This is a genomic window from Methylophaga sp. F7, from assembly GCF_056863975.1.
The window spans coordinates 82,743-97,227 of sequence record NZ_JBWPVL010000002.1 but is presented as its reverse complement, the minus strand read 5'-3'; the positions used below and the strand labels follow the sequence as shown (position 1 = coordinate 97,227).

Annotated in this window: 16 protein-coding genes and 1 pseudogene; 6 read left to right on the top strand and 11 right to left on the bottom strand. The window is 52.1% G+C overall.

From position 1 onward, the window contains the following. Window positions 1-36: 36 nt before the first annotated feature. The gene (gene tnpA / locus AC08OG_RS15760) at window positions 37-453 is read right to left on the bottom strand and encodes an IS200/IS605 family transposase (protein ID WP_482930640.1); all 417 of its coding nucleotides are present in this window, start codon (window positions 451-453) and stop codon (window positions 37-39) included. Between the two features lie 21 nt (window positions 454-474). Here tnpA and AC08OG_RS15755 point away from each other — a divergent pair, with 21 nt between their 5' ends. From AC08OG_RS15755 to AC08OG_RS15730, 6 genes are all read left to right on the top strand, one after another. Continuing rightward, window positions 475-1,716 carry an RNA-guided endonuclease InsQ/TnpB family protein gene (locus AC08OG_RS15755; protein ID WP_292411106.1) on the top strand — a complete coding sequence of 414 codons (1,242 nt, stop codon included), beginning with the start codon at window positions 475-477 and terminating at the stop codon, window positions 1,714-1,716. 183 nt (window positions 1,717-1,899) lie between these two features. Beyond that, window positions 1,900-2,679: a YopA family protein gene (locus AC08OG_RS15750; protein ID WP_482930574.1), complete on the top strand. Its 780-nt coding sequence runs from the start codon at window positions 1,900-1,902 to the stop codon at window positions 2,677-2,679. A 146-nt stretch (window positions 2,680-2,825) separates the two neighbouring features. Continuing rightward, window positions 2,826-3,251 carry a hypothetical protein gene (locus AC08OG_RS15745; protein WP_482930573.1) on the top strand — a complete coding sequence of 142 codons (426 nt, stop codon included), beginning with the start codon at window positions 2,826-2,828 and terminating at the stop codon, window positions 3,249-3,251. A gap of 195 nt (window positions 3,252-3,446) precedes the next feature. Next, window positions 3,447-4,640 carry a tyrosine-type recombinase/integrase gene (locus tag AC08OG_RS15740; protein ID WP_292411728.1) on the top strand — a complete coding sequence of 398 codons (1,194 nt, stop codon included), beginning with the start codon at window positions 3,447-3,449 and terminating at the stop codon, window positions 4,638-4,640. Window positions 4,641-4,886: 246 nt separating this feature from the next. Further along, on the top strand, window positions 4,887-5,015 hold the full coding sequence (locus tag AC08OG_RS15735) for a hypothetical protein (protein ID WP_292404252.1): 129 nt from the start codon (window positions 4,887-4,889) through the stop codon (window positions 5,013-5,015). 16 nt (window positions 5,016-5,031) lie between these two features. Beyond that, window positions 5,032-5,166 (top strand): hypothetical protein, encoded by a 135-nt coding sequence (locus AC08OG_RS15730; RefSeq protein ID WP_292411731.1) that lies wholly within the window; start codon window positions 5,032-5,034, stop codon window positions 5,164-5,166. A gap of 35 nt (window positions 5,167-5,201) precedes the next feature. Here AC08OG_RS15730 and AC08OG_RS15725 read toward each other — a convergent pair whose 3' ends face one another. The 10 genes and pseudogenes from AC08OG_RS15725 to merA all read right to left on the bottom strand — a co-directional run bounded on the left by AC08OG_RS15725 (window position 5,202) and on the right by merA (window position 14,480). Further along, on the bottom strand, window positions 5,202-8,174 hold the full coding sequence (locus tag AC08OG_RS15725) for a Tn3 family transposase (protein ID WP_273681880.1): 2,973 nt from the start codon (window positions 8,172-8,174) through the stop codon (window positions 5,202-5,204). Window positions 8,175-8,255: 81 nt separating this feature from the next. Further along, the gene (locus tag AC08OG_RS15720) at window positions 8,256-9,002 is read right to left on the bottom strand and encodes a sterol desaturase family protein (RefSeq protein ID WP_292411733.1); all 747 of its coding nucleotides are present in this window, start codon (window positions 9,000-9,002) and stop codon (window positions 8,256-8,258) included. A gap of 61 nt (window positions 9,003-9,063) precedes the next feature. After that, window positions 9,064-10,368 carry a Glu/Leu/Phe/Val family dehydrogenase gene (locus AC08OG_RS15715; RefSeq protein WP_482930637.1) on the bottom strand — a complete coding sequence of 435 codons (1,305 nt, stop codon included), beginning with the start codon at window positions 10,366-10,368 and terminating at the stop codon, window positions 9,064-9,066. Window positions 10,369-10,456: 88 nt separating this feature from the next. Beyond that, a complete protein-coding gene (locus tag AC08OG_RS15710) occupies window positions 10,457-10,852 on the bottom strand; it encodes a group III truncated hemoglobin (RefSeq protein ID WP_292411735.1) in 396 nt (131 codons plus the stop codon). Beyond that, window positions 10,852-11,082: pseudogene (locus tag AC08OG_RS15705) on the bottom strand (transposase); the annotation flags it as partial. The pseudogene AC08OG_RS15705 and the gene AC08OG_RS15710, both read right to left, overlap by 1 nt. Before the next feature lie 78 nt (window positions 11,083-11,160). Continuing rightward, window positions 11,161-11,613, bottom strand: a complete 453-nt coding sequence (locus AC08OG_RS15700; protein WP_012517609.1) for a DoxX family protein — start codon at window positions 11,611-11,613, stop codon at window positions 11,161-11,163. Window positions 11,614-11,708: 95 nt separating this feature from the next. Continuing rightward, window positions 11,709-11,939 carry a broad-spectrum mercury transporter MerE gene (gene merE, locus AC08OG_RS15695; protein WP_008295681.1) on the bottom strand — a complete coding sequence of 77 codons (231 nt, stop codon included), beginning with the start codon at window positions 11,937-11,939 and terminating at the stop codon, window positions 11,709-11,711. A gap of 77 nt (window positions 11,940-12,016) precedes the next feature. Beyond that, complete coding sequence (locus AC08OG_RS15690) at window positions 12,017-12,262, bottom strand: MerR family DNA-binding protein (RefSeq protein ID WP_482930636.1); 246 nt, start codon at window positions 12,260-12,262, stop codon at window positions 12,017-12,019. Between the two features lie 165 nt (window positions 12,263-12,427). Beyond that, a complete protein-coding gene (gene merB / locus AC08OG_RS15685) occupies window positions 12,428-13,063 on the bottom strand; it encodes an organomercurial lyase MerB (protein ID WP_023559548.1) in 636 nt (211 codons plus the stop codon). 13 nt (window positions 13,064-13,076) lie between these two features. Then, window positions 13,077-14,480: a mercury(II) reductase gene (gene merA / locus AC08OG_RS15680; protein ID WP_023559547.1), complete on the bottom strand. Its 1,404-nt coding sequence runs from the start codon at window positions 14,478-14,480 to the stop codon at window positions 13,077-13,079. Between the last annotated feature and the right edge of the window lie 5 nt (window positions 14,481-14,485).

Sequence of the window (14,485 nt, the reverse complement as noted above, 5' to 3'; positions counted from 1 at the left end):
TGAATAGCGCGGACGGCAGCGCCGTCCTTTGAATACTTAATGAGGTGTTTGCTGTTGCTCGATGTATTGCCGAATGATTTCAATCGGCGCACCGCCGCAGCTTCCAGCGAAATAGCTTGGCGACCACAAGGCCCCGCCCCACAGTTTCTTCTTAATGCTTGGGTAGTTCTTTTTTCGGATAAGAAGACTGGATACGCCTTTCAGGCTATTAACCAGTTTCGATATTGCCACCTTAGGCGGGTAGTTCACCAACAGGTGAACGTGATCGTCCTCTCCATCGAATTCCACCAACTCCGCTTCAAAGTCGGCGCATACATTGGAGAAGATTTCTTGAAGGTCGTCCAGAATGGCTTTTGTGAATACACCACGGCGGTATTTAGTCACAAAGACCAGATGAACGTGCATCTTAAAAACACAGTGTCTACCGTGCCTAATGTCATTGTCACTGCCCATAGACCAGAGTATGATTGAATCATGCAACGACTTCAAGTTTTCAAATACGAATTAATGCCGGACGGCGAACAACAGCGCAATATGCGCCGTTTCGCCGGGTCGTGCCGTTTTGTATTCAATAAGGCATTGGCGTTGCAACAAGCGCACTACGCAGAAAGCAAAAAGAAGTTGTCTTATGCCGATTTGTGCAAACAACTGACCGAGTGGCGCAAGAGTAGCGAAACGCAATGGCTATCTGAAACCCATTCCCAACCCTTGCAACAAACGCTTAAAGACCTGGAGCGAGCCTATAAAAACTTCTTCGAGAAACGCGCAGACTTTCCTCGCTTCAAGAAGAAAGGCCAGTCGGATAACTTTCGCTATCCGCAAGGTTGCAAGCTCGACCAAGGCAACAGCCGGATTTTTCTGCCAAAACTAGGCTGGGTTCGCTACCGCAACAGCCGGGAAGTGTTGGGTATTGTGAAAAACGTCACCGTATCCGGCAAACAAGGCAAGTGGTATGTGTCGATTCAAACCGAGCGCGAAGTCGAAGCGCCTATCCACCCGTCGACCGCCATTGTCGGCATCGATATGGGCATTGCCCGTTTTGCCACACTGAGCGACGGCAGCTATTTCGCCCCGCTCAATAGTTTCAAACGCCAAGAAAAAGCCTTGGTGAATGCTCAGCGAGCCATGAGCCGAAAAAAGAAGTTCAGCAACAACTGGAAAAAGGCAAAAGCCAAAGTCCAGAAAATCCATGCCCATATCGGCAATGCCCGACGCGACTACCTGCACAAAGCCACGACCACGGTCAGCCAAAACCACGCGATGGTGTGTATCGAGGACTTGCAGGTTCGGAATATGTCCAAGTCAGCATCAGGCACTACCGAGACACCGGGCAGAAACGTCAAGGCCAAATCCGGCCTGAATAAAGCCATCCTAGATCAAGGCTGGTATGAGTTCCGCCGCCAGTTAGACTACAAACTCGCTTGGAATGGCGGACAACTCGTTGCCGTACCACCCCAAAACACCAGCCGGAAGTGTCCGTGCTGCGGCCATGTCGCCAAAGAGAACCGACGCACACAAGCCCGGTTCCGGTGTGTTGCGTGCGGCTTCGAGGAAAACGCCGATGTAGTTGGTGCGATCAACATTCTCAGGGCGGGACACGCCCGTTGCGCCTGTGAAGTGAGCGACGCAGTAATGTCGCCAGCAGCAGGAACCCACCGAAGCAACTCATTGCGGCGCGATGCCGGGATGAGCGCCGTAGGAATCTCCGGCCTTTAGGCCGGGGAGGATGTCAAAATCATTGATATTCAGACTCGAATACGGAATTTATGATTCAATAAATAATTAAATAATCATATATTTATATTTGTACTAGTAGTTTAAAGGTAAAACTTCAAAACTAGTATGAACACCGGGACGAAGACAACAGCTGCAAATAAAATTGCTATTGAGGAAGAGTGGATGAATCGACCTAAACCTATGCTCCCAATGTACGATTTCTCTTCCACGCCTGAATCCGTCAACCTCCTAAAAGGAGCAGTGGAAGTTTGTTTGGATAGTAATTGTTTAACTGGAACGGCTGAACTGCAATTACAATTTCTTCCAACTCCGCGTCTGGTATTTCATGCAAACCCGCAGGGTAAGACTTCGCCTCCATTTATATTTGCCATCAATGATTCGGTCGAGTCATCGTTATCGTTCAATGGTCAAATAATCAAAGGATTCTATGGTTATCATAGTAGTGATTTAAGCTCAGACACATGGAAATTGGATTGGTATCCCGAATTTGAGCCTGTGACATTATCTATCATGCACACTAAGAATTCAGTTGCTGCAATTTTTCATCTCTTCAACTTTCCTGACTTTCATGGCGGGCAACATCAAGATACTGCCCCTGCAGCTTGTTCTTTACTTGTGCTGGCATCCGAAGAGTGGAAGATTTCAATACAAGCACTGCCTGATGGTGCTACTCGTGATGCTTGGATAAGAATAAAAACCGAAGGTGGTTCTTTTTTGACGCATATGGTGAAATTAGAGCGCAACGATGGAAAGCTTTTCTCAGGAGAAGAGGCCAGCGAGCAAAATCATCTCCTGGATTATTTTCTTTCGTTTGTTACGGGTGGCCGGTGCTCGCCTTCATGTGGAGTGGGAATTGATTTAGCTGGTGAGATAACTTGGAGGACTTTTAACTCCCCTCGAACCAGCACCCCCCCCCTTATTCATGGTTTACTCCAAATATAGGGAGTCAGGCTGAACGTCTGTTCCCGCTCTTTGTAAAGCGTTGGAATCAGTCGGATGAGTGGAAGAAATGTCTTAGGGCCGCTATCTACTGGTATGTACAGGCCAATACGAGGGGCCGCTCACCGAGTATCGATGCATCTATTATTTTGGCGCAAGCGGCTTTGGAGCGATTGGCACATCATTATATTATGGTGGACAGCCAGATCATTTCTAAAACCAAGTTTAAGAACTTGAAGGCTGCTGGCCGTTTAAGGATGCTTTGCACTCATTTTTGCATACCAGGCGATATCACGAATGCTGTGCCAGACATCAAGTCGGCTGTCACTCGCTTGAAAAATAAAGCCACATGGCAAGATGGGCCTCATGCCATTACTGATATTCGGAACTCTTTGACTCATCCAGACAATAAGTTTGATCTGAGCGATTGTTATGTGGATGCATGGAAGCTGAGTCTGTGGTACCTAGAGTTGTCTGTGCTTGCATTATGCGACTACGACGGTACTTATACCAATCGACTAACGGCGACTTATACATTCGATTCAGAGGTCGTGCCATGGAAACTGAAAGTTTAATAAAGCACATCCAGCATTCCTCCTTTAATTGTCAAATCCCTCAGCTCCTTTAATTTGAAGCTGAATCATTTCTTGTAGAAATTAGTTCTCATATTTAATGAAGTTAAGATTTGCAACCTTATTCCAGTAAGGTTGCATTTTAGTGATTTTCGGTTATATTCGTTAGAAAATTATGAATAAGAGAATATTTAGAGTATGAGTGAGATTTTAATTGGGGAATTGGTAAAAACTGAGGATGCAAATCTTCCAGTTCTTAATTCTGACAATACTCCTAGTTTAGAAAATATCCAAGAGTTCAGTGATGAATGGTTAGCGATACGTTTTCTATATCAAAAAGATAAGTCTGGTCGAGGATTATCACCAAGAACAATTGAGAGTTATGAGCGAGATCTGAAAAGACTCCAAACCTTTCTGAATAAGAAGCGACGAAAAACATTTAGAGAGGCTGATTCTACTGATGCACAGGATTTTATTCACTGGCTTGAAAAACCAGATGATGAGTTTTGTTCCACTAAGCGATATAAGCGAACTGACAAGGATTGGAAACCTTTTATTAAAAAGCCCAATTCAGAAGCTAATGGGTTGAGTCGAATTTCTATCCGCCAGCTGAATGCAACAGTGTCCAGCTTTTACTCTTGGATGGTGAGGAAACAATATCTTGTTCATAATGTTTTTGCTGAGGAGAAAAACGCTAAAGCCACGAGAATAAAAGTAGAGAGGCATTTGCTGGATGATGAAATCAAGGCGGTAAATAATTATCTTGCTGAGGCAGATCCTTCAGACAAATCAGAAATCCGTGACCTTGCAAGACAAAGATGGCTCTGGTTTGCATATTTACTTACCGGACTTCGTATTTCAGAGCTATTGACCATAACAGGTAAAGATATTTCACATGATAAAACTTGGTCCATTAATGTTATTGGGAAGGGTCGGGTTGAGGCGGAACCATTAACAGTCCCTTCACGCTTTATTAAAGAGCTAATAAAATATAGATCGAGCTTGAACCTTAAACACATGCCGGCAGCGGATGAGCATTTATTGTTAAGTATCAAAGGCACCAAACCAGTCAAAGACCGTGCAACAGCTCATCGTATATTCAAATCATTGGTTCGTGATGTTGCAGATCATATGAAAGTGAAAGAGTTAGGAGTTGATAGGGAAATAATAGATGAATTTCCTGACCCTGAAAGTGTGAAAAATATCAGAAGGTCCTCTACGCATTGGCTAAGACACGGATTCGTCACCCAGCTATTCAAAACAACCAATGATATTGCAACGATCTCGAAAATGGCCAGGCACATGGATTTGAAAACCACTGCTCAATACAGTCATGCTGAAGCAGAAAAGCAGCAGAAAATTCTGGATGAATTTGCGGACGGGTTCAGATAGTCATTCAGTCGATATTTGACACTTTTACTCGATGTAACTAATATTTACATATTCTCTATTTATTTAGAGCACTTTGCCAACCCACTAAGGTGGATGGTGATAACGAAAGCCGCACAGCAATAACATTGCATGCGGTTTTTTTGTTTTTGGGCTTTTTATAGCTCAACCCACACGGGACAGATATTTTGTCCCTGTGTGACATTCATATCTGCCCCGTAATTACTTTCTTTTACGAGGGCATTCCCAATGAAAACACTTATTATTTTTATTGCAGCAATGGTGATTATTACTTCCACTTTCGCTGCCGGTACCGCTGATAGCTTTTCAGATATTCAAAGCAAACGTGCTGCTCAAATTGAAGCACAGCTTCCTTAGTCCAGGTTGATCGATTATGGAAAGCACACTTGGATACTCTGAATATGATGAAGCCTGGTTTACAGAACCTACCGATTCAATGGCCAGCTACTATGAAAGATTGCAAAATAATGTCGAATTGGCCTTAAAGGAGGGTCGGCAACGATTCTGACGAAATCCTCCAAAATGTGCCTTAACCTATTGTATTTAAATTATTTTGGCGTTGTAGCTCATGGGTGAAACCTGCCGTTCAAAATCAAGCGTATAATCGCCAAATCGGTTGATATGGTCCGTGCGGTATGGGGCCAATCCTTTGAGAATATCGTGATCAATATGATGGCCGCGATCCTTGAGATCTTTAAGGGTTAACGTCATCGACTCCACATTGTGAAGAATGACCAGGTTGGCCACCAAGTGGTTATATTTGATCACCTTCCGTTGCTCGTGGCGGATATTCTCGGCGATCACCCCCTCGCCGCCGAAAAATAGCCATTTTACGAACTGGTTGAACTCCTCCGTTTTGTTCGTCTCCGCATGAATGGTTCGCCGCAACTCCACGCTGCCAATGTAGTCCAGAAGAAAGGTTGTCCGAACTACCCGCCCCAGTTCCCGGAAAGCAAAGTAGAGTTTATTCTTGAGGCTTGCGGTACCTAAACGTCGCAATACCGTGGACGGTGCTATTTTCCCTGCCTTTATCGATAGCGCCACCCGGAGCATGTCGGGCACATGGGTTTCGATCAGTTGCCAGTTAATGGTTTCGCTGAACAAGGCATTGATGTGCTCATACCGTTGGCGTTTGTCAGGCTTGTAGAACACCAGCTGCTTCAGATTCCGGATGCGGGGCATCAGGTTGATACCCAGCAGGTAAGCCAACCCGAAGACGGGCGCACTTTGCGCCTGAGTATCGCCATGCAAGGTGTCAGGCTGGATATCGGAATCGTTTTTGATCAGCCCGTCAAGGATGTAAATGGCCTCATAAACGCCGCAAGGGATGAAGTGGCTGAACAGCGCGATGTATTTGTCGGAGACGTGGTAGTAGCCCACCCCGCCGTAGCCACCGTACCGTATGTGGTATTCCGATAGCAGATTCTGTTCGTACAGATTCCATTTTGTGCCATCGGCGGCAGCCCGCTGGCCAGTTCCCCAGTGTCGCGGCAGCCGGTAGCGGTTGTAGGCATTGATAACCTGCACAATGGCCTGCTCCAAGCGCTCTTCGGTGACGTGCCGCAGGTTGAGCCAGGACACCTGCCGGCGATTAAGTGTCGTGATGGATCGGGCGGTCTGAGTTGGCCCGAGATTGCAGCCATAGCAAAACAAGGTCGAAACAAAGCGGGTACGTGGGTCTTCCAGCTTGCTCTCAAAACCGGAAAGTGGTCCAAAGCGTTTGTGGAGCCCCAGCCATTTTTCGGCTTCCACCAGGATGTCGAGAATATTCTTTTCGGGCAAATTCTGGGATAACTGTTTGTCAATTTCGGCCAGCCCATCGGGAGGCGCTGTGCGACGGTGCTTCCGGATCACCAGCTCTTCACCATTGAAGACGGCGTATTCATTCTCCGGGAAGTTACGGTCAATGCGGTCCGCCGTTTCGCTCAAGCGTGAGCGGGCCTGCGCCACAAAAGCGGCTGGGTCGGATGCGATATCAACCATCGCACTGTAGTCCGCTATTTGGGCATCATAGACACTCCAATCCACGAGCTGATCGCGGTAGTCGCTGTACTGGTCGCTATTCGCGACCGCGAGATCGCCGGAAATCAGTTCACGCTTCACCTGCGTTAGTACGCCCAGCTCGAAATACTTCCGGTAGACCATACCGGGCAGTAGCTGGCTTGACCCGGACCCCAATATGAGACGGCGCCAACGCTCCGGTAGCCAGGACACGTCGACGGGTTGAGTGCTGAGCACAAGGCATTCCTTGCGGCTGTGCCGGTGCTTTTTCAGAGTCGCAATCGCCTCAATCAAGGATTGATCGTGGCTGGTTGCCGTCAGATCCAGTAGTTCAAGGCAATTGAATAGCAGGGGGCGTAACGGGCGATAGGGTTGCAGCATAAACGGGATGAAGTTATTGCCAGCATAGGCCATGTGTTCCTCACACTCGGCCAGTAATTCATCAGGGTCGCTCTGGATGGCAGCCGCCACTCGGGCACCTCGCTCGGAATCCGTCGGCGCTTCCTGAACGGCGGTCAGCACGTCACGCAGTTGAGCGACCAGTTTGTCCATCCGTTTCATGTGATCCAGATGATACTGGTTCAGGTTGGCTTCCGCCTTAGTCTTGATGTTGCGCATCTTGCGGACAAAGATGTCGACGGCATCGTCCATTGCGCGACGCAATTGGGCATGGACCAACAGAATCATCAAGGCATAGCGTTTGGTGCTTTGCATAGCCTTGATGTTGGCCGCGCCAAGCGCTCGTGCTTCCAGTATGAAGTGGTGATACTTGGCGGCTGGAATGTGATCAACAGCGGGCAATCGTTGACACCAGCCCTGAAGCCATTCCAGGTGCTGAAGATACTTCTTCACTTCCGTATTGGTCGGCTTTTTGGGTTCCTGTTTCAGTTTATGCCAACTGGTATGAGATGAATCGTCTGGCACTTGCAGCAGCCGGTCAAATTCCTGTTTTTGCTGCGCCGTCAAACCCGCACTGAGCGTCCGAAAGTAACCTGTATTAACCGTGCTGCGAGCCTGACGCGCGGACCGTTGCAGCGTTGAAAAACCCGGCAGTTCAAAACGCTGGCGCACCAGCTCTTCGATCACCACATTGATAATGTCCGCCAGATCTTGCTTGGTGGTTGCCGCTTCACGCGCCAAGTCCCTCACGATAGCCTTGCCTTCGACGGTAAACGCCTTGATGCCCACCTGTTGACGAATCGCGTCCAACATCCGCTGACGGGCGCCACCATTGCGGTCGTATTCCCTGAGCTGGCTCAATGGGACGGGTAAAAGGTCGTCGCAGGCCAGGATATGCGCTGTGATGGGCCGCGGGACCGTTTTGAGATTCACGAAGTAGCCTAAGCGCTGAACCGTTTTCAGGAGAATTAACAAGGCACCACGAGCAGCCGGTGTTCGGCCGTGCTTTCTGGCAAAGGCACATTCTTTGGCGGTGGGTGTATAGATTTCCGCCAGTTCCTGTTCAGAGACGTCCGCCTTCAATCGCGGATAGGCGGTTTCGTGGAGGCCACTCATGTACGGACCTTTTCTATCAGTGCCCCATGATGAGGTCTTTCCGATTAAATGAAGAACTCCTGATGATAGTGCTTACAATGATCAGGGGCGTCGGTAGGTGCTGCGAAATGGCTGAATCAGCATCTGATCCAACCGGAGGTCCCGCGGCTCTCGAAAATCCTCGATGCCGATGATCATTCCAATATGGCCAGCGGCAGGCTGATCGCGATAGGTGCCAAAAAGCCGGTCCCACCAAGGCAAATTAAAACCAAAGTTGCTATTTGTCTCTTCAGGAACAATCGAATGGTGCACGCGGTGCATTTCCGGCGTAACAACCACCGGTCTCAACTTTTGCTCCAGTCCTTGAGGCAATCGTACGTTTCCGTGGTTGAACATTGAGGTCGCATTGAGAATCACCTCGAAAATCAGTACCGCGATCGCAGGTGCTCCCAGCGCAACCACGACGGAGATTTTAATGACCATGGAAAGCACAATTTCCAGAGGATGGAAACGCAGGCCCGTCGTTACGTCAAATTCCAGATCCGCGTGGTGCATACGATGCAAGCGCCAGAGCCAGGGCACGGCATGAAAGATGCGATGCTGAAAGTAGATTGCGAGATCAAGCGCGATCGTCCCCAGAAGGACCGACAACCAAACTGGCAGATTGGCCAGATTTAACAGTCCCCACGCCTGCTCATTCGCCATCACCGCCGCTCCGACGGCGGCCACGGGAAACAATAGCCGAACCACCAGGGTATCCACCACGACCATCAAGAGGTTATGTGGCCACCGTTGCCGGCGAGTGTAGCGCTGGTCGCGACGTGGCGCGGCGGCTTCGGCAAGTATCATGACACACAGAATGCCCGTGAAGACCCCGAGCCGTATGACCACCTCATTACCGAGCACGACTTTACCGTCTATCCTTGATGATGGTTGAAATAGCCCTGAGTTGTTGGGTCATGGCCTCGGCGATGCGGCCGATGGCCTGTGTATAGGCCGCAGTCCGCAGCGTTATGTTATCTTCCTCCGCCCGGTCGAAACAGGCGGCGGCCTCGCGGGCCAGGCGTTCGGTGAGGCGCCGATTGACTTCGTCTTCGGACCAGGTATCACCGATGCGATTCTGCACCCATTCCAGATGGCTGACGATCACACCGCCGGCATTGACCAATACATCCGGTAGCACTTCGACGCCGCGTTTGGCTAGTTGATCATCGGCCTCATTACTGACGGGCCCGTTGGCAATTTCCAGGATCGTGGCGGCATTTACGGTCGCGGCATTTTGCTCGGTGACGGCGTCCTCCAGTGCGGCTAGTACCAGTACATCGACATCCATCGCCAGCAGCTCGTCGTTGGTCAGTTGCTCGACGTCGGCTTCCTGGCAGATCGATTCATCACAGTAAACCATGCCCTTGAGCTCCCGGTTTTTGTGTTTATGGCGCCAGATCGGGTCTGGATCAAGTCCGTCAGCGGCATGAATGGCACCCTGGGAATCCGACAGCGCGACGATCCGATAGCCGCGCTCGCGGGCCAGTCGGGCGAAGTGATAACCGGCATTGCCGAAACCCTGGACCGCCACACGGAGTTCTTCAGGGGTTTTGCCGCGGCGCTCGGCCCACAGATCAAGCACCTGCAGCGCGCCACGTCCGGTGGCCGCGGTGCGTCCCCTGGAACCGCCCAGCCCTAAAGGCTTGCCGGTGATGGTGGCCGGTACCTGACGGCGTTCGATCTGGGCAAATTCGTCGGCCATCCAGCCCATGATGGTGTCGTTGGTGTTGACGTCCGGTGCCGGGATGTCACTGTTCGGCCCGATAAGGTCATGAAAAGCGCGGATATAGCCACGCGACAGACGTTCCAGTTCCAGTCGGGAGAGCGCCTTGGGATCGACCCGAACACCACCTTTGGCACCGCCGAATGGCAGGTCCACCACGGCGCACTTGATGGTCATCCAGAAGCTCAGCGCAGTGACTTCTTCCGAGCTCACGTCCGGATGGAAACGGATGCCCCCTTTGCCCGGCCCACGCGTGTCGTCGTAACGAATGCGCCAGGCCGGAAAGAATTGCAAGGCGCCGTCGTCCATGCGGATCGGGATGTTGATTTGTACGGTTTGCTGCGCCTGGGCCAGACGCCTGCGAACGTCCTCAGGGACGTCAAGTTGGTCAAAAATCCCGTTCAGGTGACCGTCGTCACCGAAGCTTTGGTCGTTGGAATGACTCATGGTTGTGACTCCTTATCGAACCCGAAAAAGTGTTTTGCGATGTCTTATGATTCAGCTTCCCGATGCAAGTGGGTTGTGCGATCGTCCGTTACGTGCTGATAGGTGAACGTGTAAGTCGCACAAGATTCCCCGCGATCCGTGTTGCTAATGTCTTGGCGCGGTCTGCGCTCGGCCCTGCGAAATCTTCGTTCACGGTCTCCCGAAACAGCTCCAGCCAGCGCTCAAAGTCATCTAGCTGCAAAGGGTGTTGCTCGTGCAACGCCAAGTGGCGGGCGACCATGTTGCTCTGGTAGCCGTCGCGTTCGCCGAGCAGCAGCTTGCACCAATAGGCGCGGATACACGGCAGGTGCGTTCTGAGGTCAATTTCTGCCACATCCAAGAACAGCGGACGCAGGCGATCATCGGCCAGGACCTTCCGGTAGAAGGCGTCCAGCATTTCGGCGATAGCCTCGGGCGAGTCTAGATCGCGCGGCGTTGACTGCATTTCAAGATCGGATCGCTCAGGTTATAGAACAATGGCATACAATGAACGCGCAGCATGGAAGACAACGGGACAGGAGGCCGTCCGTCCTGACCTTTTGGGTAATAATGCGCTACGTTCTTCTCCAGCTGTTTCCAGGGAATCAACGTGTCCATTCGTTCGAGAAAGATTTCGCGGCGAATTTTGCTCTTCTTGGTCTGGTACTCGGCTTCGGAGAGGGTTAACTGGTTCATGGCGGCAACGATCCTATGCGGTTGACGAGAGCTATATTATCGCCTATGTCGAACACTTCAATCAGAGTCTTCAGAGTTTTAAACACCCTTACTCTGTTTTCTCCAATTGTCTATGGAGTACAGACCTCCGCCAGTAATTATTAACACCATGTTTATCCCGAATAATGGAATATCTTTCATAAGCAAATGTGCATGAGGAGAAGTAATGCCATGCATCGCAGCGATATTCCAAACACCGACAATAATCATAATAATCATTAATGCTTGTGCTATTGAAGCAAGTCTTGTGAACAGGCCTAAGAGAAGCATTACTCCAGTTATTATTTCGGCTATTGCCAGAATAAAGATGAAATGCGCCGGACTCATGGGTAGCAAATCAATTACCCAGCTTTTACTCACCATCGCAACTCTCGGTTCAGGATAAATTAGCTTGGGAACGATGCCCATCCAAACCCACAATAGGCCAACAATGACCCGGAGTATAAGTGGTATGTATTTCTCTTTACTTAACAGTTGATTGTCGAAATTCATTTAGTTTTCTCCAGCTATTATGTAAATGTAAACTCGCGTGATTAGCATCTGACATACAGTGGGCCGCGATCCATACCGGATACGACACCGGACCGTTACTTGCTGAAGGCCCTTAGTAGTCGGCTCAGCGACAGCACGAACAGGCCGGTCAGCGCGATACCCACGATTACCCAGTGCTCCCCGAGAAAAGCGCCGGCGCTCGTGCCAGCCAGCACGATGGCGAGAATCGGCAAATGACAGGGGCAACTGAGCACGGCCAATATCCCCCACAAGTAACCATTGCGCGACCGGGATACTTCTGTCGGTTCGCGCTCATTGTTCGTCATAAACCACCTCCAATGCATTGAAGAGTTACGACTCCCTGCAAAAGCCCAATTCGGCCACTGTCCGGTGCCACCTCAACTTACGGCCCTTTGAGAGCGCTCAACTTCACTCCATGCGCCGCCTTGGTGAGTGCCTGGGTGCAGCGATTCAGTGCGGCTCGTTTAACAGCAATTGTGTGTTGAATTTGCCGTTCGACGGCTCGACACTGCCCTTTATCCCCGTTGTCGAGCGCCTGTATAAATTCGGCAATCTCGGGGAGACCGAGACCGGCTTCACGACAGGAGCGGATCAACGCCAACCGTTGCAGGCAGCCGTCATCGAACAAGCGAGAGCCCCCTGAGTGGTGCCACAGGCGTACACCAATCGCATGTCCAGATAAGTCCGGATCTGATGCACTGACAGGCCGCAGAGACGGGCCGCTTCGGAAATGACACAGCCTTCTTTTTGCGCCCCCGGCCCACCTTCAAGGTTGGGGTTTACCATTCGGGTATTAGCTCCCATGTTGGTCACTCCTTGCCCTGTTGAGTATAAGGTGCGCAATCCGCTGCCCCAGTTCGAAACCTTCCTGAACACTCACCATGTGCACATGCATTTTATCCCGCCCCCAGGCCTCCCCGGCCTGCCGTGAAGCAAAGAAATGGACGTCGCAACAAAACGCACTTCGAATGTCTCCCGCTGCGGCCACCGAGACTAAAGAGACGACCGCGTCCTCCGGCTCAAGCGAAACCACTCCCTGTGGCGTAACCGTCAAGGTGACCGGGTTGTTCGTCTGCGGGCAACGCGATTGCACCTGCGCCCGTTCGCCGATGACAGCTGGAAACATCAAGGCATCCAGTGCACACCAGGTATAAAGTGGCCGATCGTTGACAACAAATGCATGCGGGGTTTCTCGCAGTGTGATGCCGGAGCCGATCAGCCGTCCCTGGCCGTCGTACTCGATGGTCCCGCAGGGCAGTTTTTCCAGCACCAACTCTGCCTCATCAGTCGTCCAGTTGAGCGACTTCGCGAGCCGCTCAACAGTGACCGGTTGTCCCAGGGCAAGCTCGCGCAACAGCGTCACATGAAGCGCGGCTTCCCTTTCGCCGGTCAGACCCAGCCGTTCCACGATCTCATCCATGTTATACATTGGCGGCACCGTCTTATCCCGCACAGCACGACAATTGCTTCACGTCCTTGGTGAAGGTTTGGGCACAGAGCTTGAGCCCCTCCACCATGGTCAGGTACGGGAACAGCTCATCGGCAATGTCGTTCACGGTCATACGCGCACGCAGCGCCATGACGGCCGTCTGGATCAGCTCACCGGCTTCGCCCGCGACGGACTGGACACCCAGCAATCGTCCGCTGCCACGCTCAGCGACCATCTTGATGAAGCCCCCGGCATCGAAGTTAACCAGGGCCCGGGGCACGTTATCGAGGGTCAGGGTGCGGCTGTCGGTGTCGTATCCCTGAGCCTGGGCCTCCGCCTCGGACAGACCGACGGTGGCCACTTGTGGATCGGTAAAGATCACCTCGGGCATGGCGCTGAGGTCGAGGCTGGCGTCACCGCCGGTCATGTTAATGGCGGCCCGACTACCACCGGCGGCAGCCACGTAGACGAACTGGGGTTGATCGGTGCAGTCCCCGGCTGCATAAATGCCGGACGCGGTCGTTTGCAGGTGGTTGTCGATCCGGATCGCGCCGCGCTCGGTAGCCACGCCGACGGCCTCCAGGTTCAGGTTCTCGGTATTGGGTGTGCGGCCACTGGCCACCAGCAGTTGCTCCGCCTCCAGGGTGCCGGCGTTGGTTTGGAGGGTGAACACCCGGCCATTGTGGGTAATCTCACTGGCCTGGGTCTGCTTGAGCACCTCGATGCCCTCGCGACGGAAGGCCGCTTCCACGGCTTCACCCACCGCCGGGTCTTCCTGAGACAGCACCCGGCTGCGGGCCAGAATGGTGACCCGACTGCCAAGGCGGGCAAAGGCCTGAGCCAGCTCTATGGCCACCACCGAGGCACCAATCACAACGAGGCGCTCGGGAATGTGATCCAGCTCCAGCGCACTGGTGGACGTGAGATAGGGCGTCTCGGATAGCCCCGGAACAGGCGGTTCGGCGGGCCGGGCACCGGTGCCGATAAAGGCCCGGTCGAAGTGCACCGTCTGCTCGCCGCCGTCGTTGAGCGTAACCGTCAGTGTGCGCTCGTCCACGAACCGCGCCTCGCCCTTGAGGACGGTAATCGCGGCATTGTCGTTGAGAATGCTCTGGTACTTGGACTCGCGCAGCTCCTCCACCCGGGCCTGTTGCTGAGCCAGAAGGGCTGAACGATTCACCGCCGGTGCCTGGGCACTCAGTCCGTCGTCAAACGGGCTTTCCCGGCGAAGGTGGGCGATATGCGCCGACCGGATCATGATTTTGGACGGTACGCAACCAATGTTGACGCAGGTTCCGCCGATGGTGCCGCGCTCAATCAGCGTCACCCGGGCACCGCGCTCCGTCGCTTTCAGGGCCGCAGCCATGGCACTGCCACCGCTGCCAATCACCGCAATGTGCAGGTTGTTGTCACTCATAAACG

Coding starts and splice junctions, on each gene's coding strand:
- AC08OG_RS15720 (WP_292411733.1), bottom strand. CDS start 9,002: ATGATACTTGCCGAAGCCGCCGCGCCACGTCGCGACCAGCGCTACACT.
- tnpA (WP_482930640.1), bottom strand. CDS start 453: ATGGGCAGTGACAATGACATTAGGCACGGTAGACACTGTGTTTTTAAG.
- AC08OG_RS15740 (WP_292411728.1), top strand. CDS start 3,447: ATGAGTGAGATTTTAATTGGGGAATTGGTAAAAACTGAGGATGCAAAT.
- AC08OG_RS15735 (WP_292404252.1), top strand. CDS start 4,887: ATGAAAACACTTATTATTTTTATTGCAGCAATGGTGATTATTACTTCC.
- AC08OG_RS15700 (WP_012517609.1), bottom strand. CDS start 11,613: ATGAATTTCGACAATCAACTGTTAAGTAAAGAGAAATACATACCACTT.
- AC08OG_RS15755 (WP_292411106.1), top strand. CDS start 475: ATGCAACGACTTCAAGTTTTCAAATACGAATTAATGCCGGACGGCGAA.
- AC08OG_RS15725 (WP_273681880.1), bottom strand. CDS start 8,174: ATGAGTGGCCTCCACGAAACCGCCTATCCGCGATTGAAGGCGGACGTC.
- AC08OG_RS15710 (WP_292411735.1), bottom strand. CDS start 10,852: ATGCAGTCAACGCCGCGCGATCTAGACTCGCCCGAGGCTATCGCCGAA.
- AC08OG_RS15715 (WP_482930637.1), bottom strand. CDS start 10,368: ATGAGTCATTCCAACGACCAAAGCTTCGGTGACGACGGTCACCTGAAC.
- AC08OG_RS15730 (WP_292411731.1), top strand. CDS start 5,032: ATGGAAAGCACACTTGGATACTCTGAATATGATGAAGCCTGGTTTACA.
- AC08OG_RS15750 (WP_482930574.1), top strand. CDS start 1,900: ATGAATCGACCTAAACCTATGCTCCCAATGTACGATTTCTCTTCCACG.
- merB (WP_023559548.1), bottom strand. CDS start 13,063: ATGTATAACATGGATGAGATCGTGGAACGGCTGGGTCTGACCGGCGAA.
- merA (WP_023559547.1), bottom strand. CDS start 14,480: ATGAGTGACAACAACCTGCACATTGCGGTGATTGGCAGCGGTGGCAGT.
- merE (WP_008295681.1), bottom strand. CDS start 11,939: ATGACGAACAATGAGCGCGAACCGACAGAAGTATCCCGGTCGCGCAAT.